Origin of the sequence: Streptomyces sp. NPDC006739 (assembly GCF_042869815.1) — a bacterium.
GTDB lineage: Bacteria > Actinomycetota > Actinomycetes > Streptomycetales > Streptomycetaceae > Streptomyces.
The window spans coordinates 220709-247274 of record NZ_JBIAGM010000004.1 but is presented as its reverse complement, the minus strand read 5'-3'; the positions used below and the strand labels follow the sequence as shown (position 1 = coordinate 247274).

The 26566-nt window shown below is 71.0% G+C and carries 24 protein-coding genes and 1 pseudogene; 17 read left to right on the top strand and 8 right to left on the bottom strand.

Annotated elements, in window-relative coordinates; all coding sequences use genetic code 11:
* Positions 1-104: 104 nt before the first annotated feature.
* On the top strand, positions 105-545 hold the full coding sequence (locus ACFYMM_RS10940) for a hypothetical protein (RefSeq protein ID WP_388385521.1): 441 nt from the start codon (positions 105-107) through the stop codon (positions 543-545).
* A 195-nt stretch (positions 546-740) separates the two neighbouring features.
* Positions 741-1664: a hypothetical protein gene (locus tag ACFYMM_RS10935; protein WP_388385520.1), complete on the top strand. Its 924-nt coding sequence runs from the start codon at positions 741-743 to the stop codon at positions 1662-1664.
* On the opposite strand, the gene ACFYMM_RS10930 is transcribed toward ACFYMM_RS10935, so the two are convergent.
* Positions 1573-2937, bottom strand: coding sequence for a PLP-dependent aminotransferase family protein (locus ACFYMM_RS10930; RefSeq protein ID WP_388385519.1), 1365 nt, complete (start codon positions 2935-2937; stop codon positions 1573-1575). The two genes, ACFYMM_RS10935 and ACFYMM_RS10930, sit on opposite strands and share 92 nt — an antisense overlap.
* A gap of 59 nt (positions 2938-2996) precedes the next feature.
* On the opposite strand from ACFYMM_RS10930, the gene ACFYMM_RS10925 reads away from it, so the two are divergent.
* From ACFYMM_RS10925 to ACFYMM_RS10895, 7 genes are all read left to right on the top strand, one after another.
* On the top strand, positions 2997-3788 hold the full coding sequence (locus ACFYMM_RS10925; protein WP_388385518.1) for an alpha/beta fold hydrolase: 792 nt from the start codon (positions 2997-2999) through the stop codon (positions 3786-3788).
* Positions 3789-4170: 382 nt separating this feature from the next.
* A complete protein-coding gene (locus tag ACFYMM_RS10920) occupies positions 4171-4455 on the top strand; it encodes a hypothetical protein (RefSeq protein ID WP_388385517.1) in 285 nt (94 codons plus the stop codon).
* A gap of 154 nt (positions 4456-4609) precedes the next feature.
* Entirely contained in the window at positions 4610-6571 is a 1962-nt protein-coding gene (locus ACFYMM_RS10915) for an FUSC family protein (RefSeq protein ID WP_388385516.1), read from the top strand.
* 108 nt (positions 6572-6679) lie between these two features.
* Positions 6680-8674 carry a VWA domain-containing protein gene (locus tag ACFYMM_RS10910; protein ID WP_388385515.1) on the top strand — a complete coding sequence of 665 codons (1995 nt, stop codon included), beginning with the start codon at positions 6680-6682 and terminating at the stop codon, positions 8672-8674.
* A 117-nt stretch (positions 8675-8791) separates the two neighbouring features.
* Positions 8792-10408 carry a methionine--tRNA ligase gene (metG, locus tag ACFYMM_RS10905; protein ID WP_388385514.1) on the top strand — a complete coding sequence of 539 codons (1617 nt, stop codon included), beginning with the start codon at positions 8792-8794 and terminating at the stop codon, positions 10406-10408.
* Positions 10409-10542: 134 nt separating this feature from the next.
* On the top strand, positions 10543-11472 hold the full coding sequence (locus ACFYMM_RS10900; protein ID WP_388385513.1) for a hypothetical protein: 930 nt from the start codon (positions 10543-10545) through the stop codon (positions 11470-11472).
* 13 nt (positions 11473-11485) lie between these two features.
* Positions 11486-11902: a hypothetical protein gene (locus ACFYMM_RS10895; protein WP_388385512.1), complete on the top strand. Its 417-nt coding sequence runs from the start codon at positions 11486-11488 to the stop codon at positions 11900-11902.
* Positions 11903-11932: 30 nt separating this feature from the next.
* On the opposite strand, the gene ACFYMM_RS10890 is transcribed toward ACFYMM_RS10895, so the two are convergent.
* Both ACFYMM_RS10890 and ACFYMM_RS10885 read right to left on the bottom strand, forming a co-directional pair.
* A complete protein-coding gene (locus ACFYMM_RS10890; protein WP_388385511.1) occupies positions 11933-12142 on the bottom strand; it encodes a DUF397 domain-containing protein in 210 nt (69 codons plus the stop codon).
* Positions 12139-13017 carry a helix-turn-helix domain-containing protein gene (locus ACFYMM_RS10885; RefSeq protein ID WP_388385510.1) on the bottom strand — a complete coding sequence of 293 codons (879 nt, stop codon included), beginning with the start codon at positions 13015-13017 and terminating at the stop codon, positions 12139-12141. Before ACFYMM_RS10885 ends, ACFYMM_RS10890 begins: the two co-directional genes overlap by 4 nt.
* 155 nt (positions 13018-13172) lie before the next feature.
* On the opposite strand from ACFYMM_RS10885, the gene ACFYMM_RS10880 reads away from it, so the two are divergent.
* From ACFYMM_RS10880 to ACFYMM_RS10860, 5 genes are all read left to right on the top strand, one after another.
* Complete coding sequence (locus ACFYMM_RS10880) at positions 13173-13718, top strand: ATP-binding protein (protein ID WP_388385509.1); 546 nt, start codon at positions 13173-13175, stop codon at positions 13716-13718.
* Between the two features lie 184 nt (positions 13719-13902).
* On the top strand, positions 13903-14787 hold the full coding sequence (locus ACFYMM_RS10875) for a helix-turn-helix domain-containing protein (RefSeq protein ID WP_388385508.1): 885 nt from the start codon (positions 13903-13905) through the stop codon (positions 14785-14787).
* An 83-nt stretch (positions 14788-14870) separates the two neighbouring features.
* Positions 14871-15218, top strand: coding sequence for a hypothetical protein (locus tag ACFYMM_RS10870; RefSeq protein WP_388385507.1), 348 nt, complete (start codon positions 14871-14873; stop codon positions 15216-15218).
* A complete protein-coding gene (locus tag ACFYMM_RS10865; RefSeq protein ID WP_388385506.1) occupies positions 15215-15472 on the top strand; it encodes a hypothetical protein in 258 nt (85 codons plus the stop codon). The genes ACFYMM_RS10870 and ACFYMM_RS10865 overlap by 4 nt, the downstream gene beginning before the upstream one ends.
* Positions 15473-15666: 194 nt before the next feature.
* Positions 15667-16356, top strand: coding sequence for a nucleotidyl transferase AbiEii/AbiGii toxin family protein (locus tag ACFYMM_RS10860; protein ID WP_388385505.1), 690 nt, complete (start codon positions 15667-15669; stop codon positions 16354-16356).
* 82 nt (positions 16357-16438) lie between these two features.
* Here ACFYMM_RS10860 and aspS read toward each other — a convergent pair whose 3' ends face one another.
* Positions 16439-18202, bottom strand: coding sequence for an aspartate--tRNA ligase (aspS, locus tag ACFYMM_RS10855; RefSeq protein WP_388385504.1), 1764 nt, complete (start codon positions 18200-18202; stop codon positions 16439-16441).
* A gap of 156 nt (positions 18203-18358) precedes the next feature.
* Here aspS and ACFYMM_RS10850 point away from each other — a divergent pair, with 156 nt between their 5' ends.
* Positions 18359-20479 (top strand): SpoIIE family protein phosphatase, encoded by a 2121-nt coding sequence (locus ACFYMM_RS10850; RefSeq protein ID WP_388385503.1) that lies wholly within the window; start codon positions 18359-18361, stop codon positions 20477-20479.
* Between the two features lie 114 nt (positions 20480-20593).
* On the opposite strand, the gene ACFYMM_RS10845 is transcribed toward ACFYMM_RS10850, so the two are convergent.
* The 4 genes and pseudogenes from ACFYMM_RS10845 to ACFYMM_RS10830 form a co-directional block, all read right to left on the bottom strand.
* Positions 20594-20824, bottom strand: coding sequence for a hypothetical protein (locus tag ACFYMM_RS10845; protein ID WP_388385502.1), 231 nt, complete (start codon positions 20822-20824; stop codon positions 20594-20596).
* Between the two features lie 393 nt (positions 20825-21217).
* The gene (locus tag ACFYMM_RS10840; RefSeq protein ID WP_388385501.1) at positions 21218-22192 is read right to left on the bottom strand and encodes a pirin family protein; all 975 of its coding nucleotides are present in this window, start codon (positions 22190-22192) and stop codon (positions 21218-21220) included.
* Between the two features lie 90 nt (positions 22193-22282).
* Positions 22283-22495: pseudogene (locus ACFYMM_RS10835) on the bottom strand (pirin family protein); the annotation flags it as partial.
* A 116-nt stretch (positions 22496-22611) separates the two neighbouring features.
* Positions 22612-23079: an SseB family protein gene (locus ACFYMM_RS10830; RefSeq protein WP_388385500.1), complete on the bottom strand. Its 468-nt coding sequence runs from the start codon at positions 23077-23079 to the stop codon at positions 22612-22614.
* Between the two features lie 160 nt (positions 23080-23239).
* Between ACFYMM_RS10830 and ACFYMM_RS10825 the strand changes: the two genes are divergently transcribed.
* Both ACFYMM_RS10825 and ACFYMM_RS10820 read left to right on the top strand, forming a co-directional pair.
* Positions 23240-25066, top strand: a complete 1827-nt coding sequence (locus ACFYMM_RS10825) for an acyl-CoA dehydrogenase (RefSeq protein ID WP_388385499.1) — start codon at positions 23240-23242, stop codon at positions 25064-25066.
* Between the two features lie 121 nt (positions 25067-25187).
* Complete coding sequence (locus ACFYMM_RS10820) at positions 25188-26534, top strand: M18 family aminopeptidase (RefSeq protein ID WP_388385498.1); 1347 nt, start codon at positions 25188-25190, stop codon at positions 26532-26534.
* Positions 26535-26566: the final 32 nt, after the last annotated feature.

Genomic DNA, 26566 nt, shown 5'->3' with positions numbered 1-26566 from the left:
CGCCCCGAAGGCAGGCCTCAGCACGGCATTCGTCCGGACTTGCCAGGCGGCCCCTGCCGGGTGTGCCCTGGAAGGCGGGGGCGAGGCGAGGAAGGAGTGCTCTCATGGCTCAAGCGGCACCCGCGTCCGGTGGCACGGCCCGGCGCCGGCGTACGCCCGACGTCTTCGACGAGCGGACCCATGCGCGGGCCCGGATCGCCACACCCGTCCTGCTGGGGCTGGTCTACGGCTACTGGGCCGCGGCCAACCTGCGTTCCGGCGGGCCCATCACCGGCTGGAACCTCCTGTTCGGCTTCGTCACCGCCCTCGTGTTCGCGGTCCTCTGCCTGGGCATCCAGGCGGTGGCCCCGAGGTTGCCGCGGGAGGCGCACGCAGTGCTGTGGGCGGTGTTCGCCGGCTGCGCGTTCGGTTTCCTGTACGTCCAGACCGGAGCTTCGGCGCTGCAGTCGGTGGGCTGGTCGCTGGCCGTCGCCGGGGTCGCGTTCACCGTGCTGTTCTACTGGTACTACACGCACGAGGACGCGGCGGGACGCCGCATCCGCTGACCGGCACACGCGTGGGCCCCGGCGGGAGCGCCGGGGCCCACGTGTTCCCCTGTGTTTCCCTCCGCACCGGCCGCCGGGCCGACTCCACGGGCCCGACGGCACTCCACCCACCAGGAAACACCCGTTCGGGTCAACCCTCCACCGGAGGGCCGCGCACGGCTCGCGCGTCCGCCCGCGCGGCCGTTGTCTGGAACCGTGTCCACCGTCTCCCGACGCCTGCGCGACGGCCTGTCGGCCGTACTGGTCGCCCTCTCCTGCCTGCTCGTGCCGTTCGGCACGCTCGCGGCCTGGGCGACCTACGGGCTCACGGACACCGGCCGGTACGTCACCGCCATGGCGCCGCTGGCCGGCGACCCGCACGTGCGGGACGCCGTCGCGGACACCGTCGGGGACGGCATCGTGCGCGCGGCGGCCGCCGGGCGGCCGATGAGCGCGGACGTACGCCCGTTCGTGCGCGCGGCGGTGCGTTCCTTCACCCGGACCCGCGCCTTCCGCGTCGCCTGGGACGCCGGCAACCGGATCACCCACGACGCCGTGCTGCGCGCGCTCCAGCAGGACGGGGACCCGCGCGGGCGGCCGGTCACGGTCGACCTCGCTCCGGTCACCGCCCAGGTCAAACGCCAGCTCGCCCACGACCATGTGCCGCTCGCCGACCGCATTCCGGTCGAGCACACCTCGGTCGCCGTCCTCGCGGCGGACGAACTGGCCCGGTACCGCAAGGGATTCCACATGCTCGAACTGGCCGGCTTCTGGCTCCCGGTCACCACGGTCGCCTCGGCCGCCCTCGGCATCGGCCTGGCGGTCCGGCGCCGACGGGCCGTCACCGCGACGGCGCTGGGCACGGCCCTGGGCGGCGCGGTGCTCGCCGTGGCCCTGTCGCTCGGCCGTCGTCTCACCCTCTCCGGCCTGCCGCCCGACGCGCCCCACCCGGCCGCCGCCGCGGTCTACGACGCCCTGACGGCCGACCTGCGCACGGCGTCCTGGCTGCTGGTGGCCCTGGGCCTGGCGGCGGCCCTGACCGCGTACCTCACCCGCCGGGTCCGCCGCGCGCCACCCGGGCCAGGGTCCGCAGCGCCTCCCTCAGCTCCCGCTCCGACACCGACGCGAGCCCGAGCCTGACCGCGTCCGGGGTGTGGGCGGGGTCGGCCGAGAAGGCCGTGCCCGGGGTGACCGCGATGCCGTGGGCCGCGGCCGCCGCCGTGAAGGTGTCCGCGCGCCACGGGGCGGGCAGCCGCCACCAGGCGAAGTAGGCGGACGGGTCGGACCGTACGGAGAAGGGGCGCAGTTCCTCGGCGAGCAGCCGCTGCCGGCGGGCCGCGTCCCGCCGCTTGGCGGCCACCAGGCGGGCCACCGTGCCCTCCTCCAGCCAGCGCACGGCCGCCTCCAGCGCGAGGCCGCCCGCGCCCCAGCCGCCGGAGCGGACGGCCGAGGCCAGCGCCTTCGCCCGGCCGGGGGGTGCGGCGACGAAGCCGACCGTGAGACCGGGCGCGACGCGCTTGGAGAGACCGTCGACGACGTGGGTGAGGCCGGGCGCGAGGGCGGCCAGCGGGGGCTCCGCTCCCGGATGGAGGAAGGACCAGACCCGGTCCTCCACGGCCGGCAGCGTCAGCTCCCGCATCAGTGCGGCCAGTCGGGTCCGGCGCCGGGTGCTCGTGGTCAGCGAGGTCGGGTTGTGCAGGGTCGGCTGGAGATACAGGACCGACAGGGGCGCGGCGCGGTGGGCCGCGGCGATCGCCTCCGGCAGCGGCCCCTCCTCGTCCGAGGCCAGCGGGACCAGTGTGCCGCCCAGCCGTGCGGCGATCTCCTTGACCAGCGGATACGTCAGCTGTTCCACGCCGATCCGGCCGCCCGGCGGGACCAGGCAGGAGAGCGTGGCGGCGATGGCCTGGCGAGCGTTGCCGGTGAACAGGATCCCGGCCGGGTCCGGGCGCCAGCCGCCGGCGGCGAGCAGGTCGGCCACGGCCGTCCGGGCGGCCGCCGTTCCGGTGGCCGGGGCCGGCCACAGGGCCGTCGTCAGCGCGTCTGGGCGCAGCAGGGGCGCGAGGGCCGGGGCGAGCAGCTCGGACTGGCCCGGCACGGCCGGGTAGTTCAGCTCCAGGTTGACGAGCGCGGTGGTCGCCGGTTCGACGAGCGCGTGCCCCGCCCCGCCCGGCTCGGTGGCCCGGACGAACGTACCGCGCCCCACCTCGCCGACCACCAGCCCCCGGCGCACCAGTTCGGCGTAGACCCGCCCCGCCGTCGAGGGCGCTATCCCGCGCCGCCGGGCGAACGTCCGCTGCGGCGGCAGCCGTTGTCCGGGCCTGAGCCGTCCGCCGTTGATGTCGGCGGCGATCCGGTCGGCTATGAGCCGGTAGTCCACCCCACGTCCCCCTTCCGCCCCGGCACCGCGCATTGCACCGAGGGCAAAGATCTTATTGCACTGATCATTTGGCCCGCCCTAGGGTCGTCACCATGAGCCCCTTCCTCGCATACGAGGACAAAGGCCCCGCGCTGTCGTCCCGGGTCCCGCTTGTCCTCGTGCACGGCCATCCCTTCGACCGCACGATGTGGACGCCGCAGCTGTCCGCCTTCGCCGCCGACCGCCGGGTGATCGCCCCCGACCTGCGCGGCTACGGCGCCTCCCCGGTGCCCGCGGACCGCCTCACCCCGCTCGCCCGCTTCGCCGAGGACGTCGGGGAACTCCTCGACGCGCTGGAGGTGGACGCCTTCGTCCTGGCCGGCCTGTCGATGGGCGGCCAGATCGCCATGGAGGCGTACGACCGCTACGGCGACCGGTTCCGGGGCCTGGTCCTCGCCGACACCTTCGCGGACCCGGAGAGCGCCGAGGGCCGGCGCGGCCGCAACGCGATGGCCGACCGGCTGCTGCGCGAGGGCATGCGGGGCTACGCCGACGAGGTCCTGGAGAAGATGGTCGCGCCGCACGCGGCCCCCGAGGTGAAGGCGCACGTCCACCGCATGATGACGGCCACCGCCCCCGAGGGCGCCGCCGCCGCCCTGCGCGGCCGGGCCGAACGCCCCGACTACCGGCCGTTGTTGGCCCGGGTGGCCGTGCCGGCCCTGGTGGTCGTCGGCGCCGAGGACACCTACACCCCGGTCGCGGACGCCGAGGCCATGCACACCGTCCTCCCGGACTCCACCCTGCATGTCGTCGAGGGCGCCGCCCACATGCCGAACCTGGAACGGCCCGAGGAGTTCAACGAGGTACTGGGGAAATTCCTGGCGCGGGTGGACGCGCACGCGTGACCTCCGACCGGTGAGAAGCCCGGGGGCGGCTAGGAGCCCTGGGCCGGTGAGGAGCCCGGGGGCGGCGAGGGGCCCGGGGGCGGCGAGGGGCCCGGGTCCGGTGACGGCCCCAGGGACGGTGACAGACCCAGGAACGGTGACGGGCCCGGGTCCGGTGACAGACCCAGGGACGGTGACAGACCCAGGAACGGTGACAGACCCAGGAACGGTGACAGACCCAGGAACGGTGACGGCCCCAGGAACGGTGACAGACCCAGGGACGGTGGCCGCGAGGTCCAGTCGCGGGCTCGGCGCCCGGTGCGCGGGACCGCTGCCGGCGGGACCGCTGCGGGCAAGACCGCTGCCGGCGGGACCGCTGTCGGCGGGACCGATGCCGGCCGTGGTGAGCGCCGTGGCCGGCTGCCGGGCGGCCGGCACCGGCGGCGTCACGCCGGTAACGCGACTGCTCGCCTTCCTGCCCTGGCTGCTGGCCCCCACCGGTGTCGCCCTCCTGTGCGCGCTGTTCGCCCGCCGGTGGTCCGCACCGGTGTGGGCCGTGGCCGTGGCCGTGACCGTCCTCGGCCTGCTCGCCTGGTTCGCCGGGCCGTACGAAGAGACCGGCGAGCCCCGGGACCGCCCCCGCCTCCACCCGGTCCTGACCTCCGACGTCGAGTGCGAGTACACCTGACAGGCCACCCTCAAACGGGAGTTCGACACCGCCCACCTCTCCCGGCGGGCGTCCAGCCGCTTCCGGGCACGCCCGGGGTGGGACATCACCCTTCACCAGCGCTGACGGCCCCGGGCCCCCGGGTCGCCCCGGACGGACCGGTCATAATGGCCGCATGCCCCGCGAGTTCCCCATCGGCCTCACCCCTCCCGACTGGCTGGTGCGGAACATTCGGCCGCAGCAGGCACCGGTCAACCGGCCCGCCATGGCCCGCGCGGCCCTCGCGATGGCCCTGCCGCCGGCCGTCGGGCTCGCCACCGGACACGCCGCCTACGGCGCCCTCGCCTCCATGGGCGCCCTGTCCGGCGTCATCGGCGACACCGCCGACGCCTACCGCATGCGCATCCTCAACATCGCCGTACCGCAGTTCTTCGGTGCCGTCGGCGTCGCCCTCGGCGCCCTGGTCTTCGGCCACGGCTGGCTCGCGGTCGCCACCGTCACCGGCGTCGCGCTGGTCTCCGGGATGATCTCGACGATCGGCGCGGTGGCCTCCGTATCGGGCCTGCTGCTCCTGCTCGACTCCGTGATCGGCGCCGGGCTCCCGCTGCCCGGCCCCTGGTGGCTGGCCCCCGCCCTGATGTCCGGCGGCGGACTGCTGGTCCTGCTCCTGGCCCTGCTCGCCTGGCCGCTGCGCTCCGGGGTCCCGGAACGGTCGGCGGTGGCGCAGACGTATCGTTCCGTGGCAAGCCTGCTGGCGGCGACGGCCCGCTCCACGGAGTACGACCGGGCCCGGCACGCCGTCACCCAGTCCCTGAACCAGTCCTACGACCTCATCCTGGCCCGGCGCGCCCGCCACCACGGCCGCAACCGCGAACTGACCCGTCTGCTGGCCCAGTTGAACGCGATCACCCCGGTGGTGGAGGCGGCCCCGGCGGCCCACCTCGACGGCAGACCGCTGCCACCCGAGACCGCCACGACCGTCCGCCACCTCGCCGACGCGGTGGAATCCGGCTACACGGGCCCGATAGCCCTGGACCTGCCCGCGCCCGCCTCCGAGACGGCCCGGGCCGTCGACCACGCCCTGCGCCACGCGGCCGCGGTCGTCACCACCCCCGACGTCGACCCCCGGGGCATCGACGACCGCCTCGGCCGCCCGGCCGCCCTCGGCATCCGCACCGCCCGCGCCGCCCGCAACGTCGTCCTGTCCGCCAACTCCTGGCGCTACGGCCTGCGCCTGGCCCTGTGCATCGGCATCGCGCAGGCCCTGGTCTCCCTCATCCCGGTGCCGCGCTCCTACTGGGTCGCCCTCACCATCACCTTCGTCCTCAAGCCCGACTTCGGCTCGGTCTTCTCCCGGGCGCTGCTGCGGGCCCTGGGCACGGTGGCGGGCCTGCTGATCGCGGCGGCGGTACTGGCGGAGGTGCCGCGCGGCTGGTGGGACGTGCCGACGATGCTGGTGCTGGCCCCGCTGATCCCGGCGCTGACCCCACGGGGCTACGGCTACCAGACCGCCGCGATCACCCCGGTCATCCTCGTTCTCTCCGATGTCCTCAACCACCAGGGCACGGCCCTCCTCCTGCCCCGCCTCCTGGACTCCCTGATCGGCTGCGCGATCGCGCTCGTCGCCGGTTACCTCCTGTGGCCGGAGAGCTGGCACACCCGCGTCGGCGACCGCCTGGCCGACGCGGTGACGGACACGGCCCGCTATGTGGAGACGGCGTTCACGGACCTCACCGTCGGCGAGCGGGAGGACTCCTCGTCCGCGGACCGTGCCGCCCGTATGCGCCGCCGCCTCTACCGCGACCTCTCGGTCGTCCGCACGGAGTTCCAGCGGGCCCTGACCGAACCGCCGCCGACCGGCCGCCGCGCCGCCGCCTGGCTGCCGCTGGTCGTCGCCGTGGAACGCATCGTCGACGCGACGACGGCGGCCCGGGTCCGGGTCGGCCACGGCGCGGCGGCGCCGTCCCCGGCCGAGGTCGCGCAGGTCACCCTGCAACTGAGGGAACTGGCGGAGGGCGTCAGACACGCGGAGTCCCTGGTCGCGGTCCGCACGGACCTGACCGGCCCGGCGGACAGCGTCCTGGAACCGCTGCGGCAGGAGGTGGCCGCGGCCAGATCGATCACGTCGCCGCACTAGTCATTCCGGGGTGCCGACACTCAAGATCCCAACCTGGGGCCGCTAACCTTACGTGTCCGTCCTGGCCAGGGATTAAACGGACACCAACTCACGCGAAGGGTTGCGCACATGGGCATTCTCACTCTCCTGCGGAACGCGTTCGGCCGGTCACGCAAGGCGCGTACCGCGGAAGCAGAGGGTGCGGACAGCACGCCTTCGCCTTCCGCCGAGCCGGCCCCGACGGTCCCGTCCCCGTCCCCGGAACCCCGCCCCGCGGCCTCCGCCCAGGTGCCGGAACCCCGCCCGTCCTCCCCCGAGGAGGAAGAACACGACCTGGTCGCGGCGGCCTTCGACAACATCACGGTCCCCCGCCCGTCCCCTCCGGCAGAGGACCGCGCACACGACTTCCCGGCCCGGGGAACCACGACGGAGCCCGCGCCTGCGCAGACGTCCGAGGAGGCCGAGCCTCTGCCGGAGACCGGGACTGCGGCTGCGACGACTGCGGAGGCGGCCGAGGAGGCCGAGCCTCTGCCGGAGCCTGTCGCCGAGGTTCGGGCCGAGAGCACGCCGGAAGCGGAGGCCGAGCCCGAGGCCGGGACTACGGCGGAGACCGAGCGGGAGCCGGTTGCCGAGGCTCAGGCGGAGAGCACGCCGGAAGCAGCGGAGGCCGAGGCCGAGGCCGGACTGACGGCGGAGGCAGTTCCGGAAGCGGAGCCCGTGGCCGACGCAGCCCCGGAAGCGGAAGCCGATCCGGAAACGGAGCCCGAGGCGGACGCCGAGCCCGAGGCGGACGCCGTCCCGGAAGCGGAGGCGGAGCCGGAAGCGGAGCCCGTGGCGAAGGCGGTCGAGGAGGCTGAGCCTTCGGCGGAGGCGGAGCCCGTGGCGAAGGCGGTCGAGGAGGCTGAGCCTTCGGCGGAGGCGGAGCCCGTGGCGGACACCGTCGAGGAGGCGAAGGCCGAGCAGGAGGCCGAGCCTGTGACGGACGCCGTCGAGGAGATCGAGCCTTCGGCAGAAGCCGAGGCTACGACGGAGCCCGTGGCGGACACCGTCGAGGAGGCGAAGGCCGAGCTGGAGGCCAAGCCTGTGACGGACGCCGTCGAGGAGATCGAGCCTTCGGCAGAAGCCGAGGCTACGACGGAGCCCGTGGCGGACACCGTCGACGAGAGCGCACCTGCGGCGGAGGCCGAGTCCGAGTCGGAGCCCGTGTCGGCCGCTCTCGACAGTGAGGCCGTTTCGGAGCCGACGGCCGACGTCTCCCCGGAACCGGAATCGGAACCGGAAGTGGAAGTGGAAGTGGAAGTGGAACCGCTGGCTGCCCACGCGGACGAACCCGCGGCCGCCGACGGCGAGACCGCCCCACAGGGGCCACCCGCACCCGACGACGAAAGCCGCACGGGTGGTGCGGGTGGGAACGAACCGGCCGAAGGCGAAGCCGAGGCCGCACCAACGACGCCTGCGACACCCGCAACCCCCCTCACCCGCCTCAAGACCCACGCCCCCAGCCTCGCCACCGCCTACAAGGCAGCCGCGTCCCCCCTCGCAAAAGCCGACCTCACCGGCACCCGAGCGAAGCTCTACCTCGTCCTGGACCGCTCCGCGAGCATGCGCCCGTACTACAAGGACGGCTCCGCCCAGGCCCTCGCCGAGCAGACCCTCGCCCTCGCCGCCCACCTCGACCCCGAGGCCACGGTCCCGGTCGTCTTCTTCTCCACGGAGGTGGACGGCACCGGCGAACTCACCCTCACCGAGCACGAGAACAAGATCGACGACCTGCACGCAGGGCTCGGCCGCATGGGCCGTACCAGCTACCACGCCGCCGTCGAAGCCGTACTCGCCCTGCACGACAAGTCGTCCGACCCCACCGCCCCCGCCCTGGTGATCTTCCAGACGGACGGCGCCCCGGACGCCAAGACCCCCGCCACCCAGTCGCTCACCGAGGCCGCGAAGAGCCACCCCGCCGTCTTCTTCTCCTTCGTCGCCTTCGGAGAGCACGACAACAAGGCCTTCGACTACCTCCGCAAACTGAAGACCGACAACACGTCCTTCTTCCACGCGGGCCCCACCCCCCGCGAGCTGACCGACACCGAGCTGTACGAGGGCGTACTGGCCGCCTGGCGCCCGTAAGCCCCACCGCAGCCCCACGAGTCCCACCGCACCCCGCCGGGGTGGACGGGCACACACCCGTCCACCCCCCGAAACGCGGGTGAGTCGATCTCCGGCGGACCAGTAGGATTTCGACTCATGGCGGCCACTGGATCCGAGAAGCAGGGGGCGAAGGCGTACTACGTCTCGACCCCCATCTACTACGTCAACGACGCTCCTCACCTGGGCCACGCCTATACGACCGTCGCAGGCGACGTGCTCACCCGCTGGCACCGTCAGCGCGGCGAGAAGGTGTGGTACCTCACCGGCACGGACGAGCACGGTCAGAAGATCATGCGCACGGCCGAGGCCAACGGGGTCACCCCGCAGGCCTGGGCCGACAAGCTCGTCACCGAGGCCTGGAAGCCCCTGTGGGAGCACCTGGAGATCGCGAACGACGACTTCATCCGCACCACGCAGAAGCGGCACACCGACCGCGTCCGGGAGTTCGTGCAGGACCTGTACGACAAGGACGAGATCTACAAGGGCGGCTACGAGGGCCCGTACTGCGTCGGCTGCGAGGAGTACAAGCTGCCGGGCGAGTTGCTCGACGGCGAGGGCGAATTCGCGGGCGAGAAGCTCTGCCCGATCCACAAGAAGCCGGTGGAGATCCTCAGCGAGGAGAACTACTTCTTCAAGCTGAGCGAGTACGGCGAGAAGCTCCTCGCCCACTACGAGGCCAACCCGGACTTCATCCAGCCCGAGTCCGCGCGCAACGAGGTCGTGAACTTCGTCCGCCAGGGCCTGCAGGACCTCTCCATCTCCCGCTCGACGTTCGACTGGGGCATCCCGATCCCCTGGGACGACAAGCACGTGATCTACGTGTGGGTCGACGCGCTGCTGAACTACGCCACGGCGGTCGGCTACAACGAGAACCAGGCGAAGTTCGAGGAGACCTTCCCGGCCGACGTCCACCTTGTCGGCAAGGACATCCTCCGCTTCCACGCGGTGATCTGGCCGGCCATGCTGATGGCCCAGGGCCTGCCCCTGCCCGGAAAGATCGCAGCGAACGGCTGGCTGATGGTCGGCGGCGAGAAGATGTCCAAGTCGAACCTGACCGGCATCAAGCCGCAGGACCTCACCACCCACTTCGGCGTGGACGCCTACCGCTGGTACTTCCTGCGCGCGATCGCCTTCGGCCAGGACGGTTCCTTCTCCTGGGAGGACTTCTCCGCCCGCTACACGAGCGAGCTGGCGAACGACTACGGCAACCTGGCCTCGCGGGTCGCCGCGATGGTCGGCAAGTACTTCGGCGGTACGCTCCCCGAGGCCACGGCCGTCGGCGAGGCGGAGCAGGCGGTCCGCGACGGCCTCGCCAAGGCCGTCGCGGAGGCCGACCGGAAGATCGGCGACGAGCTGGACTTCCAGGGCGGCATCCTGGCCGTCTTCGACTTCGTCAAGCAGGTCAACGGCTACCTCACCGAGCAGGAGCCCTGGAAGGTGGCCAAGGACACCTCCGAGGAGGGCCAGGCCCGCCTCGCGACGATCCTCTACACCGCCGCCGAGTCCCTCCGCGCGGTGGCCGTCCTCCTCAACCCGGTCATGCCGGACACCTCCCAGCAGCTCTGGGACTCCCTGGGCGCGGAAGCCTCCCTCGGCACCCTCGCGGACCAGCGCGTCCAGGAGGCCGGCGAGTGGGGCAAGCTCCCGACCGGCTCCACGGTCACCAAGGGCGCGGTGCTCTTCCCCCGCCTGGAAGAGAAGCCGACCGCGTAACTTCCCTCCCACACCAACGCGCCCCGCTCCTGGCCTCACCAGCAGCGGGGCGCGAACGTTTCTCCCACTCTCGAAAGAGTGAATGCTTCCCCATCCACCACAAACAGAGCTTTCTGTCCTCTTACGTTGCCCCCATGGTCACATCCACCCACGAGGCATCTCACCGGATCTTCCAGGACAGGCCGGAGCTGCTCACCCCTGTCTTCGACCTCCTCGGAGTCCCGATGTCCGCGAAGGCGTCGGTGTCGGTGCTCAGCGTCGACGTGACGGAGATCCAGCCTCTGGAAAGACGCGTGGACACCGTCCTGCGCGTCGAACCGTCCGACGGGGACGCCTTCCTGCTCGCCATCGAGACGCAGGGCCGTCGGGACAACCGCAAGGCGACGAGCTGGTCGTACTACGTGGGGTATCTGCACGAGAAGTTCTGCCTGCCGGTGCTGCTCCTCGTCACCTGCACCGACCGGCGCACGGCACGGTGGGCGACCGGACCATTCACCTGTGAGGTGGGAGGCTGGACCACCCAGAGCACCCATCCATTGGTCCTGAGCCCCGACAACGTACCGATGATCACCGACCGGCGCACGGCCGCGCGGAACCTGGCGATGGCGACGTTCTCCGCCATCACGCATAGCAGGAATCCGAAGGCCGAAGCCATACTGGAGGCCCTGTTCGGCGCCCTGCAGGAGACGGACCCGCAGACCGCCCTGTATTTCAGCGGCCTACTGGAGATCGGCCTGGGAGACACTCCCGCCCGACAGACATGGAGAAAGCTGATGAGTTTCACCAACTTCTTCCCCGGCCGGGGCACCCTGCTGGAGGAGACCTACCTGGAAGGCCAGGCCGAGGGCGAAGCCAGGGGCGAAGCCAGGGGCGAAGCCAAGGCGATCCTCCGCTTCCTTGAGGCACGGGGCATCTCGGTCCCCAAGGAGGCCCGGGACCGCATCGCCGGCTGCACCGACCTCGACCTCCTCAACCGCTGGCTGGACCGGACGCCCCACGTGGAGAGCGTCGACGACCTCTTCGCCGGGGACGCGGGGCCTGCTGCGGACAAAGCCGAGGACTGACTCGCGGGCGATCATGATCGACGACCTGGACGCTACACCGGAACTGCACGACTTGCTCCGGTTCACCTTGACAGCCATTGGCTTGGGCGTTCCGCCGGAGCGAGTAGTCGGCGACTTCCGTTCCGGGCTGGAGGAACTGAGACAACAAGACTGCCTCCCCCTCCGGGACATGGCCCGCGTCCGGGCCAGGGTGGACAAGCGGCCCGATGACGAACACGGGGACGAGGAATGGGTCCGGGGGTACATCGCCGGATACACGGCGGCATGGGCCGCAGCAGTACTCCGACTCCTGGAGACGCGTGACATCGAGGTACCCAAGGAGGTCTTCCGCCCCCTCTACGTGTGTCCAGACCCGGGTTTCCTCACGCGCCGCCTCGACCACGCCATCACGGTCGACGCACCGGAGGAACTGTTCACCCCCCTGACCTGAGGAGCGGTGCGTAGGCCTCCGGGCCCCGGTTCAGATTCCCGAGGCGTACGTCACGAAGTCCGCCCAGGCCTCCGGCGCCAGCGCGAGCCGGGGGCCTTCGGCGTGCTTGGAGTCGCGGACACGGATCGTGCCGGGCGTTTTGGCCACCTCGACGCAGGAGTTGCCGTCGTTTCCGCTGCTGTAGCTGCTCTTGAACCACGCCAGCTCGGAGGCGTCCCCGGCAGTGGTCTTGCGGATCATGATTCTCCCAGCAGTTGCTCGATGTAGGCCAGCGACTCCCGTGGTGAGAGCGCCTGAGCCCGGATCGTGCCATACCGCAGCTCAAGGATGCGCAGTTGTTTGGGATCGGTGGTCGGCCGACCGTTGAATGCACCATCGGAGCGGCCCACGGCCGAACCATCCGCGAACTTCAGTAGTTCGATCTTGCCGTCCATACCGGAGTGGGTCTCGCAGTTCAACGGCATCACCTGAAGAACGACGTTGTGCAGACCACCAACCTCCAACAGACGTTCGAGCTGTTGGCGCCACACCATTGTGCCCCCGATCGGGCGGCGCAGAGCCCCTTCTTCCAGGACGAAGCTGAGCGCTGGCGCGGGTGAACGCTCGTAGATAGACGCACGAGCGACACGTGCAGCCACCATCCGCTCCACCTCATCCGGCGAGTATGGAGGCTGCATGGCCTCGAACAACGCTCGGGCATGGCCAGGCACCTGCAAGAGGCCGTTGATGCCGTGGCTTTCGTAGATGCCGACCTCTACCGCCTGCGCCTCCAACTTGGCCAGCTCTCGAACCTTCTTCGGATACCGAACCCTCTTCACGTCCTCCCAAGCCGCCGCGAGGAGCCCGCCCGCCCCCAACACCTCGTCGGCCCTGTCCAGGTACTCCTGCCTGGGGATCCGCTTCCCGCCCTCGATCTTGTAGACGAGGTCCTCCCCGTACCCCACCGCCTCCCCGAACTCGGCGGCCCGCAGTCCCACCGCCTCCCTCCGCAGCTTCAGCTGGCGCCCCACCGTGGTGATGACGGCCACGCCCCACTCGTCGTCCGGGTCCACCTCCCAACCCGGCTCGTCCGCCTCGCCCTTGAGCCGGACCTCGTCACGGTTCACCTGCTGCATCCGCGCCCCCTCCGTCGCATGTCCGCGCCGCAACGCCCCTTACCCGTACAACCCCTGCCGACAGCCCCGACAGCACTGGACAAACTCCGGACAGTCACCGTACGGACCGGCTGAGTCACTGTTCACCGTAAGCACTCACCACCACTGTGAGTCACGTGAACCAGGAAATCTCCACCCGACTCCACCCCCGCACCCGCCACTTCAGTGCCCTCTTCTCACCCACCCCCCGGGGTGCCCGACTCGCTCGCCTCCTCGCCACGGAGTGGCTGCGCACCTGGGACCTGCCCCATGGCATCGACGGGTCCGCCGAGCACGTCGTCGCGGAACTCACCGCGAACGCGGCCACCCACGGCAGGCTGTCCGGCCGCAGCTTCCGCCTCGCCCTCGTGGCCACCGCCGCCGTACTCCGCGTCGAGGTCACGGACACCCGCGCGGACGCCCTCCCGCACCTCCGGCCACCAACCCGGGACGCCGAGTCAGGCCGTGGCCTCCTCCTCGTCGAGGCCCTCGCCGACCGCTGGGGCGTCGAACTGGGGCCCGTACCGCGCAAAACTGTCTGGGCGGAACTCGACCTGCCACCGGAACCCGGCCGCGTGTGCTCCGGTGCCGTGGGCGGTCTTCCCCAAAGGACACGAGAGGGAAAGGAACCGCACCAAGCCCCACCCTTCCCGCCCACGGCACACGCTCACTCGGGTGGGTGAACATCACCGGCTCGGCTGGATTCCTGACGGGTCGTCTGCCCTAGGCTCAGCGCAACACGACACAGCACGGCCCCCAGACATACGACGGCCCTCGCCGGGACTGCCATCCCACTGCGAGGGCCCGACCACCAAGGAAGAAGCACCTTCCCGATGGACACCACCAAGAAGGAAACACCCCTTCCCGATGGACACCCAAAACACTAGCGCGCACCCACCGGCCCGGTCCCGTAACAGCGGGAAAAACCACCTCCACGGACACCCCGCCGGCGTCATCCACGACAACGCCCGCCACACCACCCGCTTCACGGTGATCGGCAACCACCTCACCCAGCACCCGGACCTGTCGCTGCTCGCGATCGGACTGTCCTGCCACATCCAGTCGCTGCCCACCGGCTCGCGCGTCGACATCAAGTCCCTCACCGCCCGCTTCCACGAGGGTTCCACCCGTATCGCCGCCGCCCTGCGCGAGCTGGAGACCCACGGCTACCTGCGCCGCACCCGCGTACGCACCGAGACCGGCCGGATCGTCACCCGCACCGTCTCCTGCAACCAGCCCGGCCACCGCGGCGACCGCGACGCGCCCGAACCACCCCCGCCCAGGCTCCCGGCCCGCCGCGCGGCCACCGCCCCGCAGCAGAGACCCGCACGCCCCCGCGCCCTCCCCGCCGTGCCGAAACCCGCGTACACCTCCCCCGCCCTCCTCCAGGCGGCCACGGACGTCCTCTCCGGCCTCCGTCGCGTTGACCCCCGTCTACTCCTCTCCGCCACCGACGCCGAGCACCTCGCCCCGGGCGTCGCCGCCTGGCTGGAACGGGACCTCACTCCCACCGCCGTACGCCACGCCCTGAGCAGAGACCTGCCAGACCCCCTGCGCCGCCCGGCCGCCCTGCTGGCCCACCGCCTCACCGCCCAGCTGCCACCCCTGCCACCGTTCCGCACCCCCGAACCGCCCCCGCCCGCCCACCACCCCATGCGCAACTGCGACACCTGCGACCGCGGCTACCGAGGCCCTGACCCACACAACTGCCAGAGATGCACGTCAGAGCGCTGCCCGGAGGGCACACCATGAGCCACACCCGTCGAGGCATCACCGGTGTCCTCCGGATGAAGGGGCCGCCGGATACCCTGGCTGGGGCACTCCTGGAGGACACCATGAGCACACCGGCCGACCACGGACGCGAGCTGATCGCCCGCCCGGACCAGACCCCGGACGCCCTCCGCGCGGCTCTCGCCGTCGTCGCCCCCGGCCGCTTGGACGAGATGCAGGCCACGAAGGACGACGCCTTCGCCAAAGCCATCGAGTGGCAGTCCCTGAGCCCGGTACGGAGCTGGGTCCTCACCTGGGCCAGGGACATCGAAATCGCCCGGCGCCCCGATCTGTCCTCCCGCCTCGCTCATGCGCAGAACAGGTTGGAAGACGAGGATCCTGCCACCGCCCGGGAAGCGCTGCACGAGCTGAGCGCTGTCCTGGACGAGGCCATGAAGGCAGTACGCGGTTGAGCTGGAAGTGGGAGTACGCCTTCGGTGCCGAGGAAACCGCTCGCACCGCGCCCGCCGACTTCCTGGCCCATGTGGCGAAGAAGGCGGACGAGCTGGTCAGAGCCGCCGAAGCCGTCCACATCCACGGCCGGGCCCACGAGGGAATCGACCCGAAGGGCGGCGACGTCATCGTCCCGGGCGGCATGTTCAGATACCAGATCGTCGTACGCAGCGAACGCGTCTACCTCGTACAGATCACTTACCTGGGCTTCTGAACGCGCTGCTCGTCACGTCGGCCCCGACCTGCCCAGGTCGTGGTGAGCGGCCGTTGAAGCTCCCGTGAAGGGGCCTTACGACGCCTCAGTTGCCCTCGCGGACGCGGAGGTTGTCGCCGTCACTCACGAATTTCGCCGGGACCGGGCGGTAGGCTCCGCCCGACCACCGCCCCCACGCCCACCTGGCCGAACGAGTGAATCTCCCCGAGTCCCAGCCCCATGAACCCCACCTGCGCCTCCTCACCGACGCCCTGGCCGCCCCCCTGTCCCTGGCACTCGCCGGCGGTTACGCCCTCCAGGCCCATGGCCTGCTCGAACGTCCCCACAGGAACGTGGACTTCGCCACCGAGAGCGCCGAGCCGATGCCCCGCATCGCCCGGATCCTCACCGAGGCCCTGACCGCCCGGGGTCGCGAGGTGAGCGTCCAGGACACCGACCCCCTCTCCGCGCACCTGTCGGTGACCGATCCGACGTCCGGCACGCCCTGCGACCTGGCCCTGCACAAGGAGACCCTCTGGAGCCCGCCGGTCCTGACGCCGTACGGACCCACGCTCGCCCTGGAGGACGCGGTCGGCACGAAGATCCGCGCCCTGTACGACCGCGGACTTGCCGTCGACCTCATCGACGCGCGCGCGGCGGCGGCCCGTTTCCCCTGCCCCCGCCTGGAGGAACTGGCCCGCCGCCATGCCAGGGACGACTTCGACCTGCCCACCCTGCAGACCCGTCTGGAGGGCGGGGACTACTACCCCGACTCGTCCTTCACGGCGTACGGCCTGACCGAGGACGAGATCACCGGTCTGCGCGCCTGGGCCCTGGCCTGGTCGACGGACATCGCCGAACGGCTCCTGGAGGAGGGCGCCTCCCCGGACGAGACGCAGGACTGAGCCGACAACAACCGTACGAGAAGGGCTCGGAACCTGTCCCGGTTCCGAGCCCTTCCCCCGCCTGCCTCTGCCCCTCTGTGCCTTACTTCGGCTGCGGCTTGCGCACCGACAGGTGCAGCTCCCTCAGCCGGGCCTCCTCCAGCTCCGTCGGCGCGCCCATCATCAGGTCCTGGGCGTTGCCGTTGAGCGGGAAGGAGATGGTCTCGCGGATGTTGGGCTCGTCGGCGAGGAGCATGACGATGCGGTCCACGCCGGGCGCGATGCCGCCGTGCGGCGGGGCGCCGAAGCGGAAGGCGCGCAGCATGCCGGCGAACTTCTCCTCGACGGTGTCGCGGTCGTAGCCCGCGATCTCGAAGGCCTTGAGCATGATCTCGGGCTCGTGGTTCCGGATCGCGCCGGAGGACAGCTCGACGCCGTTGCAGACGATGTCGTACTGCCAGCCCAGGATGTCCAGCGGGTCCTGGGTCTCCAGGGCCTCAAGACCGCCCTGCGGCATCGAGAAGGGGTTGTGCGAGAAGTCGATCGCGCCGGTGTCCTCGTCCTTCTCGTACATCGGGAAGTCGACGATCCAGCAGAAGCGGAAGACGTCGGACTCGAAGTGGCCGGCCCGCTTGGCGGCCTCGACCCGCACCGCGCCCATGATCTTCGAGACCTCGTCGAACTCGCCGGCGCCGAAGAAGACGGCGTGGCCGGCCGCCAGCGAGAGGCGCTTGGTCAGCTCGGCGACGTTGTCCTCGGTCAGGAACTTCGCGATCGGGCCGGTCAGCGAGCCGTCCTCGGCGACCCGGACCCAGGCCAGGCCCTTCGCGCCCAGAGTCACCGCGAACTCGCCGAGCTGGTCGAAGAACTTGCGGGGCTGCGCCGAGACGTCCGGCACCGGCAGCGCGCGCACGTGCTTGCCCGCGAAGGCCTTGAACTCCGAGCCCTCGAAGATGTCGGTGATGTCCACCAGCTCCAGCTGGGCCCGCAGGTCCGGCTTGTCGGAGCCGTACTTCAGCATGGCCTCGCGGAACGGGATCCGCGGGAACGGGGAGGTGACGTGACGGCCGTTGCCGAACTCCTCGAACAGCTCCGTCATGAGCTTCTCGATGGGCTGGAAGACGTCCTCCTGCTCCACGAAGCTCATCTCGACATCGAGCTGGTAGAACTCACCCGGCGAGCGGTCGGCGCGCGCGTCCTCGTCGCGGAAACAGGGCGCGATCTGGAAGTAGCGGTCGAAGCCGGAGATCATCAGCAGCTGCTTGAACTGCTGCGGGGCCTGCGGCAGGGCGTAGAACTTGCCCGGGTTCAGACGGGACGGCACGACGAAGTCGCGGGCGCCCTCGGGGGAGGTGGCCGACAGGATCGGCGTCGCCATCTCGTTGAAGCCCAGCGCCGTCATCTTGTGCCGGATCGCCGAGATGACCGCCGTACGCAGCATGATGTTGCGGTGCATGCGCTCACGGCGCAGGTCGAGGAAGCGGTACTCCAGCCGCCGCTCCTCGTTGACCCCGTCCTCGGTGTTGATCGTGAAGGGCAGCGGGGCCGCCGCGCCGAGCAGCTCCACCTCGCCGACCTCGACCTCGACCTCACCGGTGGGCAGGTCCGCGTTGACGTTCTCGGCGCCCCGGGAGACGACCTTGCCGTCGACGCGCACCGTCGACTCCTTGGTCAGCTTGTCCAGGGCCTCGTACGCGGGCGTGCCGGGGCGGGCGACGAGCTGCGTGATGCCGTAGTGATCGCGCAGATCGATGAAGAGGATGCCGCCCAGGTCGCGCCGATTGTGCAGCCAGCCACTCAGCCGGACGTCGGTACCGACGTCAGAGGAGCGGAGCTGGCCGCAGGTGTGGGACCTGTACCGATGCATCGTCGTTCATCCAGCCTTCGCGGATCGGGGTCTGTGTTCAGCCGCTGTTTCACGTGAAACACCCCCAGGGTACCGGGCACCCCAAGGTCGGCTCGCCCCCATTCCCGGGCCGGTGATCAGTAGCATCTTTCCTGCGCCTCTCCCTAAAGTGGGGCAATGCGCACTGGCGAGCCCCTGCCCGCCGTCGGGGAGGTCCTCGCCGCCCTCGCGACCGGGCTGTGGCATTGGGACACCGCCACCGGGCTGGTCACCGTGGACGCGGAGGCGGCACGGCTGCTCGGCCTGCCCCCCGAGCAGACCACCCTCACCGAGGCCCAGACCCGGGCCCGTCTGCACCCCGTCGACTGGAACGAGATCACCGGCGTGGTCCAGCTCGCAGTGGCGGAGGGCACGCTCGCGGAGGTGCGGGTCCGGATCATGGACGAGCTGGGCCGGGTCATACGGGTCGTACGCAGCCGCTCCAAGCCGTCCTTCGACGCCGCCCGGCGGGCCTACGAGCTGATCGGCACCCTGCAGGAGGTCACCGAGCCCACTCCGGGCACGCCGGCCGACCGCAACACGGTCACCGGCGACTGGCGGCGTTCCCGGGAGGCCTTCCTGCTCGACGCGGGCCGTGCGCTGGCCGAGGCGCGGTCCACGGCGGAGGTGCTGCGGGTCGCGGCCGGGCTGTCGATGCCCGGGTTCTCCCCGGACGGCCTGACGGTGTTCGGGGTGGAGGGCGACCAGCTGACGATCATCAGCCTGCACGGGCACCAGCCCGGCGACGACGGCCGCTTCTCCCATCTGCCGCTGGACACGGACTATCCGGCGGCCGAGGTGGTCCGAACGGGCCGGGCCGTCTACCTCTCCTCCCCCGAGGAGTACAAGGACCGCTACCCGGTGACCTGGCCGCTGGCGAAACACTTCGGCCGCGAGTCATGGGCGTTCCTGCCGCTCACGGTGGCCGGGCGCACCATGGGCGCCTGGATGGCGGCCTTCACCCACCCCGTGGCCTTCACGCCCGACGAGCGTTCCGTGCTGACGACGGTGGCCCGGATGCTCGCCCAGGCCCTGTCCCGGGCCGGGGTCGCCGAATCCGAGCGGGAGCTGACCGACGGCCTCCAGCGCTCCATGCTGCCGACGCTCGGCCCCCGGATCCCCGGGATGAACCTGACCGCCCGCTACATCCCGACCGGCGGCGGACTACAGGTCGGCGGTGACTGGTACGACATGATCCCGCTGCCCTCCGGGCGTTTCGCGCTGGTCATCGGGGACGTCCAGGGGCACGACGTACGGGCCGCCGGCCTCATGGGCCAGCTGCGGATCGCCCTGCGCGCCTACGCCTCCGAGGGGCACCGCCCCGACGCCGTCCTGTCCCGCGCCTCCCGCTTCCTGCACGGGATCACCCACGACGAGCAGCTGACGGACCTGCGCTTCGCGACCTGTCTGTACGCGGAGGCCGACCCGGCGACCGGCATGCTGGAGATCGCCCGGGCCGGGCACCCCGATCCGGCGATCCGGATGGCGGACGGCACGGTGATGATGCGGCCCACCGTCGGGGGCCTGCCGCTGGGCATCGATCCGGACGCCGACTATCCGACGACCAGGTTCGCGCTGGAGCCCGGCGAGACCATGATGATCTGCACCGACGGTCTGATCGAGACCGGCGGCCATGACATGGAGAGCGGCTGGCAGCGGGTCCGGGCGATCCTGGAGGACGCGGTCCTGGACGGCGCCGACGTGGATCTGGAGGCGCTCGCCGACGCCCTGGTGCAGGCGGTGCACGGACCGTCCTCTCACCACACCACGGGCCCGCTGGCCGACCGCCGCGAGGACGACATCGCCCTGCTCCTGCTGAGCAGGCCCGACGACGGCCACGGCCCCCTCGGCGCACCGCCGCGCACCAGGGTGCGGCGCACCCTGCTGTCGGTGGCGCAGGACGAGCCGGAACGGGTCGCCGAGGCCCGCCAGCAGCTGCGCGAGCTGCTGCACGACTGGAGCGCGGCCGAGCAGGTGGACTCCGCGGTGCTGCTGGTCTCCGAGATGCTCACCAACGTCCTCGTGCACACCGACGCGGACGCGCTGCTGCTCGCCGAGGTCACCGGCGAGACGGGCGGGCGGCGGCTGCGGGTGGAGGTCACCGACGCGGGCGACGACCTGCCGCACAAGCGGCGCCCCGGGGAACTGGCCTCCTCCGGACGCGGGCTGGTGCTGATCGAGCTGCTGGCGCACGAGTGGGGAGTGGCTCCACGGGGCGAGGGCAAGAGCATCTGGTTCGAGCTGTACGAGAAGGAGTGACCCGCCGGCCGCCGCGACGGACGGGGTCGCCCGGGCACGGCACGAGCGGCCGCCTTGTCGTGCGGCGGCCGCTCGTGGTGCGCGCAGTGCCTGTTCAGGCGCTGTGGGGGCGGCTCAGAGGATGCCGAGCAGACCGTGCAGGACGCAGCCCAGGCCGAGGAGGCCGCAGTTGGGCGGGTTGCCGTCGTTGTCGCCGTCACCGGCGGGCGCCGCGGCCCTGCTCTGCTGAGTGACGCCCGGCTGTGCCTGGGCCTGGGCCTGGGCGGGGGCGGCCAGCGCGACGCCTCCGACGCTGAGGAGGACGCCTGCCGCGGTGCACGCCATGAAGCTGCGGATGCTGCTCATATGTGACTCCTGAACTGTTTTGTTTGCGAGGTGTCCACTACTGAGAGCGACCACTCACACGCGCCGTGGAACGAGTCGCGCAGTTGCGACGCTAGGGCGCCTCCTGACGTGACGCCCTGCGGACTTACGCCGTCCGTGTCGGCGTGCCGCCTTGCGCCACGCACGCCGAAGCCCCGTCCGGCACCCTCGGCAGCCGGACGGGGCTTCCTCGCATCCAGTCCCCGCGTCCCTAGTGCTGTGGCCGGAAAGGTTTGCCGAGAAGCTCGCGGCGTCCGGTGCGGTGCCTCGCAAGGCGGAGCGTCGCCCGCGTACTGGATGTACTCGGGTGATGCGACAACGCGGCGAGGCGCCGTGCCGGGCGTCGCGAGCCGGTGAACCTTTCCGGTCGCAGCACTAGCGCAGACCGCCCTCGGTCATCCCGTGGACCGCCGGGACCGTGCCCAGCCGGCCCTTCTGGAAGTCCTCGAACGCCTGCTGGAGTTCGTCCTTGGTGTTCATGACGAACGGTCCGTAGTGCGCCATGGGCTCACGGATGGGCCGGCCGCCGAGGAGGACGACCTCCAGGTCCGGCGTGTGGGAGTCCTGCTTGTCGTCGGCGCGGACGGTCAGCGAACCGCCGGCGCCGAAGACCGCCGTCTGCCCCAGGTGGATGGGACGCCGTTCCGCACCGACCGAGCCACGCCCGGCGAGGACGTACGCCAGCCCGTTGAAGTCCTCCCGCCACGGCAGCGTCACCTCGGCACCCGGCGCCACCGTCGCGTGGATCATAGTGATCGGCGTGTGCGTGATGCCGGGGCCCTGGTGGCCGTCCAGCTCACCGGCGATCACCCGCAGCAGCGCGCCGCCGTCGGGGGTGGTGAGCAGCTGGACGCTGCCGCCGCGGATGTCCTGGTAGCGCGGCGCCATCATCTTGTCCTTGGCCGGCAGGTTCACCCACAGCTGCAGGCCGTGGAAGAGTCCGCCGGACATGACCAGCGACTCCGGCGGCGCCTCGATGTGGAGCAGGCCGGATCCGGCCGTCATCCACTGGGTGTCGCCGTTGGTGATGGTGCCGCCGCCGCCCTGGCTGTCCTGGTGGTCGAAGATGCCGTCGATGATGTAGGTGACGGTCTCGAAGCCGCGGTGGGGATGCCACGGGGTCCCTTTCGGCTCCCCGGGCTGATACTCAACCTCACCCATCTGATCCATCATGATGAACGGATCCAGGTGGCGGTAGTTGATCCCCGCGAACGCCCGACGGACGGGGAAGCCCTCACCTTCGAAGCCACTCGGCGCGGTCGTCACGGCCAGCACGGGGCGAGCCACGGCATCCGCCGACGCGGCCACGCGCGGCAGGGTCAGGGGGTTCTCGACGGTTACAGCAGGCATGGGTCCGACTCTCCTCTGGGTGGAAGTTTCCGCAGGTCAGCGAGCATCCGTCGGGATACTCCCCCAACTGATAGAGTCCTTGGGCTCGCCCGGCGCGTACTCCACCTCGCCCATCTGGTCCATCATGATGAACGGGTCGAGGTGGCGGTAGTTGATCCCGGCGAACGCCCGGCGCACCGGGAAGCCCTCACCCTCGAACCCGCTCGGCGCGGTCGTGACGGCGAGCACGGGTCGTGTCACGGCGTCGGCCGACGCGGTCACGCGGGGCAGCGTCAGCGGGTTCTCGACGGTCACTGCAGGCATGGTCGGTACCTCCTTGTGCGGCCAGTTTAGTTGAGCATTGAACTTTCTGCTACCCGGAACAGCGAAAGCCCGGAGGGAATTCCCTCCGGGCTCTGGGCCTGTCGCCGGGCGCGGCTTCAGCCGTACATTCTGCGCATGGCGAACTCGACCATCTGCTCCACCGCCTTGGCGTCGAACACCATCCGGTGCTCGCCCTCCATGTCGAGGACGAAGCCATAGCCGGTCGGGAGCAGGTCGATCACCTCGGCGCCGGTGATGACGAAGTACTTGGACTCCTTGCCCGCGTACCGGCGCAGCTCCTTGAGGGAGGTGAACATCGGGATCACCGGCTGCTGGGTGTTGTGCAGCGCGAGGAAGCCGGGGTTGTCGCCGCGCGGGCAGTACACCTTGGACGTGGCGAAGACCTGCTGGAAGTCCTCGGCGGACAGCTGGCCGGTGGTGAAGGCGCGCACCGCGTCCGCGAGCGAGGGCGGGGACGGCTCGGGGTAGAGCGGCGCCTGCTGGCCGTACCCACCCGGCATCTGCTGCTGCGGCGGGACGCCGTACTGCTGCTGGGCCCCAACGTTCTGGTCGTAGCCGTACATGCCACAAAGGGTACTGACCCCGCACGAGGGCTCGGTCACAGATGGCCGGATCGGGGTTGCTTGTTATTACCGACGGGTAGCATCATCGTAGCTACTTGTTGGTACGTGAACCAGATGCGAGGAGACAGTGCCTCGCCCAGTCCTATACGGAGCCGTCACCATGGGGCACTACAAGTCGAATCTCCGCGACATCGAGTTCAACCTCTTCGAGGTACTCGGGCGCGACAAGCTGTACGGCACCGGCCCGTTCGCGGAGATGGACACGGACACCGCCAAGAGCGTCCTCGAGGAGCTGACCCGGCTCGCCGAGAACGAGCTGGCCGAGTCGTTCGCCGACGCCGACCGCAACCCGCCGGTCTTCGACCCGGAGACCAACACCGCGCCCGTCCCGGCGTCCTTCAAGAAGAGCTACAAGGCCTTCATGGACTCCGAGTACTGGCGGCTGGGCCTGCCCGAGGAGATCGGCGGGACGACGGCTCCCCCGTCCCTGATCTGGTCGTACGCGGAACTGATCCTCGGCGCGAACCCGGCGGTCTGGATGTACTCCTCCGGTCCGGCGTTCGCCGGGATCCTCTTCGACGAGGGCAACGAGGCCCAGAAGAAGATCGCCCGGATAGCGGTCGAGAAGACCTGGGGCTCCACCATGGTGCTCACCGAGCCCGACGCGGGCTCCGACGTGGGCGCCGGCCGCACCAAGGCGGTCCAGCAGGAGGACGGCTCCTGGCACATCGAGGGCGTGAAGCGCTTCATCACCTCCGGTGAGCACGACATGGAGGAGAACATCCTCCACTACGTCCTCGCCCGCCCCGAGGGCGCCGGCCCCGGCACCAAGGGCCTCTCCCTCTTCCTCGTGCCCAAGTACCTGTTCGACTGGGAGACCGGCGAGCTGGGCGAGCGCAACGGCGTCTACGCCACCAACGTCGAGCACAAGATGGGCCTGAAGGCGTCCAACACCTGCGAGATGACCTTCGGCGACCGCCACCCGGCCAAGGGCTGGCTGATCGGTGACAAGCACGACGGCATCCGCCAGATGTTCCGGATCATCGAGTTCGCCCGGATGATGGTCGGCACGAAGGCCATCTCGACCCTGTCGACCGGCTACCTCAACGCGCTGGAGTACGCCAAGGAGCGCGTCCAGGGTCCGGACCTGGCGAACTTCATGGACAAGACCGCGCCGAAGGTCACCATCACCCACCACCCCGACGTGCGCCGCTCGCTGATCACGCAGAAGGCGTACGCGGAGGGCATGCGCGCGCTGGTCCTCTACACCGCCTCGATCCAGGACGCCATCGCCGTGAAGGAGGCGAACGGCGAGGACGCCAAGACCGAGCACGCGCTGAACGACCTGCTGCTGCCGATCGTCAAGGGCTACGGCTCCGAGAAGGGCTACGAGCAGCTCGCCCAGTCGCTGCAGACCTTCGGCGGCTCCGGCTTCCTGCAGGAGTACCCGATCGAGCAGTACATCCGCGACGCCAAGATCGACACCCTGTACGAGGGCACCACCGCGATCCAGGGCCAGGACTTCTTCTTCCGGAAGATCGTCCGCAACCAGGGCGCCGCGCTGAACTCCCTCGCCGAGGACATCAAGAAGTTCCTCGCGCTCGGCACCGGCGGCGAGGAGCTGGCGGGCGCCCGCGAGTACCTGGCCAAGGCCGCCGTGGAGCTGGAGGCGATCGTCGGCCTGATGCTGACCGACCTCGCGGCCACCGAGCAGGACGTGAAGAACATCTACAAGGTGGGCCTGAACACCACCCGCCTGCTGCTGGCCTCCGGTGACGTCATCGTCGGCTACCTGCTGCTGAAGGGCGCCGCCGTCGCCCAGGAGAAGCTGGAGACGGCCTCCGCCAGGGACAAGGCCTTCTACACGGGCAAGATCGCTGCCGCGAAGTTCTTCGCCGCCAACGTCCTGCCGGGCGTCACCGGTGCGCGCAAGCTCGCCGAGGGCGTCGACCTGGACCTGATGGAGCTGGACGAAGCCGCTTTCTGAGGTCCGGCGAACCGCTTGGCCGAGCGGGTTCCCGAGGACGGCCTCCGAACCCGTCGACCGCCGCTGTGGGCCCACTCCCCGGACGGGGAGTGGGCCCACAGACGTCGTTAAGGTAAATCCCATGAGCGAACCCGCCCGGCCGTCCGCCGCCGCCCTTCCGCAGAGCGCTCCGCGCGCTCCTCTCGCTTTCGACCGCGGCCACACCGACGACCTCATGAGCTTCCTGGCGGCGAGCCCGTCGCCGTACCACGCCGTGGCGAACGTCGCCGAGCGGCTGGAGAAGGCCGGCTTCAGGCAGGTCGCGGAGACGGACGCCTGGGACGCGACGAGCGGCGGCAAGTACGTCCTGCGCGGCGGCGCGATCGTGGCCTGGTACGTCCCCGAGGGCGCCGCGGCGCACACCCCGTTCCGGATCGTCGGGGCGCACACGGACTCGCCCAACCTGCGCGTCAAGCCGCTGCCGGACAGCGGTGCGCACGGCTTCCGGCAGGTCGCGGTGGAGATCTACGGCGGTCCGCTGCTCAACTCCTGGCTGGACCGGGACCTCGGCCTGGCCGGCCGGGTGGCGCTGCGGGACGGCTCGACCCGTCTGGTCGACATCGCCCGCCCGCTGCTGCGGGTCCCCCAGCTCGCCATCCACCTCGACCGGTCGGTGTCCACGGACGGGCTCAAGCTCGACAAGCAGCGCCATCTGCAGCCGGTGTGGGGACTCGGCGACGACGTGCGCGACGGCGATCTGATCGCCTTCGTCGAGGCGGAGGCCGGGATCACGGCGGGCGAGGTCACCGGCTGGGACCTGATGACGTACCCGGTGGAACAGCCCTCCTACCTGGGCCGCGACCTCGACCTGGTCGCCGGCCCGCGCATGGACAACCTGCTGTCGGTGCACGCCGGCACGGCCGCGCTGGCCGCCGCCGCCACCTCCGGCGCCCCGCTCACCCACATCCCCGTGCTGGCCGCCTTCGACCACGAGGAGAACGGCTCCCAGTCGGACACCGGCGCGGACGGGCCGCTGCTCGGCACCGTGCTGGAGCGTTCGGTGTTCGCGCGCGGCGGGTCGTACGAGGACCGGGCCCGTTCCTTCGCCGGTACGGTCTGTCTGTCCTCCGACACCGGTCACGCGGTGCACCCCAACTACGCCGAGCGGCACGACCCCACCCACCACCCCCGGGTCAACGGCGGCCCGATCCTCAAGGTCAACGTCAACAACCGCTACGCGACGGACGGTTCGGGCCGCGCGGTCTTCGCCGCCGCCTGCGAGAAGGCGAACGTCCCCTTCCAGACCTTCGTCTCCCACAACTCCATGCCCTGCGGCACCACGATCGGCCCGATCACGGCGGCCCGGCACGGCATCAAGACCGTCGACATCGGCGTGGCGATCCTGTCGATGCACAGCGTCCGCGAACTGTGCGGCGCGGACGACCCGTTCCTGCTGGCCAACGCGCTGGTGGCGTTCCTGGAGGGATGAGCGCCGCCGGGAAGGCACGGCCCCCGCATGGG

Bases quoted from the DNA above. Each gene is read 5' to 3' on its own strand.
- ACFYMM_RS10940 (WP_388385521.1), top strand. From the start codon at position 105: ATGGCTCAAGCGGCACCCGCGTCCGGTGGCACGGCCCGGCGCCGGCGT.
- ACFYMM_RS10930 (WP_388385519.1), bottom strand. From the start codon at position 2,937: ATGCGCGGTGCCGGGGCGGAAGGGGGACGTGGGGTGGACTACCGGCTC.
- ACFYMM_RS10925 (WP_388385518.1), top strand. From the start codon at position 2,997: ATGAGCCCCTTCCTCGCATACGAGGACAAAGGCCCCGCGCTGTCGTCC.
- ACFYMM_RS10915 (WP_388385516.1), top strand. From the start codon at position 4,610: ATGCCCCGCGAGTTCCCCATCGGCCTCACCCCTCCCGACTGGCTGGTG.
- ACFYMM_RS10910 (WP_388385515.1), top strand. From the start codon at position 6,680: ATGGGCATTCTCACTCTCCTGCGGAACGCGTTCGGCCGGTCACGCAAG.
- metG (WP_388385514.1), top strand. From the start codon at position 8,792: ATGGCGGCCACTGGATCCGAGAAGCAGGGGGCGAAGGCGTACTACGTC.
- ACFYMM_RS10900 (WP_388385513.1), top strand. From the start codon at position 10,543: ATGGTCACATCCACCCACGAGGCATCTCACCGGATCTTCCAGGACAGG.
- ACFYMM_RS10895 (WP_388385512.1), top strand. From the start codon at position 11,486: ATGATCGACGACCTGGACGCTACACCGGAACTGCACGACTTGCTCCGG.
- ACFYMM_RS10890 (WP_388385511.1), bottom strand. From the start codon at position 12,142: ATGATCCGCAAGACCACTGCCGGGGACGCCTCCGAGCTGGCGTGGTTC.
- ACFYMM_RS10885 (WP_388385510.1), bottom strand. From the start codon at position 13,017: ATGCAGCAGGTGAACCGTGACGAGGTCCGGCTCAAGGGCGAGGCGGAC.
- ACFYMM_RS10875 (WP_388385508.1), top strand. From the start codon at position 13,903: ATGGACACCCAAAACACTAGCGCGCACCCACCGGCCCGGTCCCGTAAC.
- ACFYMM_RS10870 (WP_388385507.1), top strand. From the start codon at position 14,871: ATGAGCACACCGGCCGACCACGGACGCGAGCTGATCGCCCGCCCGGAC.
- aspS (WP_388385504.1), bottom strand. From the start codon at position 18,202: ATGCATCGGTACAGGTCCCACACCTGCGGCCAGCTCCGCTCCTCTGAC.
- ACFYMM_RS10850 (WP_388385503.1), top strand. From the start codon at position 18,359: ATGCGCACTGGCGAGCCCCTGCCCGCCGTCGGGGAGGTCCTCGCCGCC.
- ACFYMM_RS10845 (WP_388385502.1), bottom strand. From the start codon at position 20,824: ATGAGCAGCATCCGCAGCTTCATGGCGTGCACCGCGGCAGGCGTCCTC.
- ACFYMM_RS10840 (WP_388385501.1), bottom strand. From the start codon at position 22,192: ATGCCTGCTGTAACCGTCGAGAACCCCCTGACCCTGCCGCGCGTGGCC.
- ACFYMM_RS10830 (WP_388385500.1), bottom strand. From the start codon at position 23,079: ATGTACGGCTACGACCAGAACGTTGGGGCCCAGCAGCAGTACGGCGTC.
- ACFYMM_RS10825 (WP_388385499.1), top strand. From the start codon at position 23,240: ATGGGGCACTACAAGTCGAATCTCCGCGACATCGAGTTCAACCTCTTC.
- ACFYMM_RS10820 (WP_388385498.1), top strand. From the start codon at position 25,188: ATGAGCGAACCCGCCCGGCCGTCCGCCGCCGCCCTTCCGCAGAGCGCT.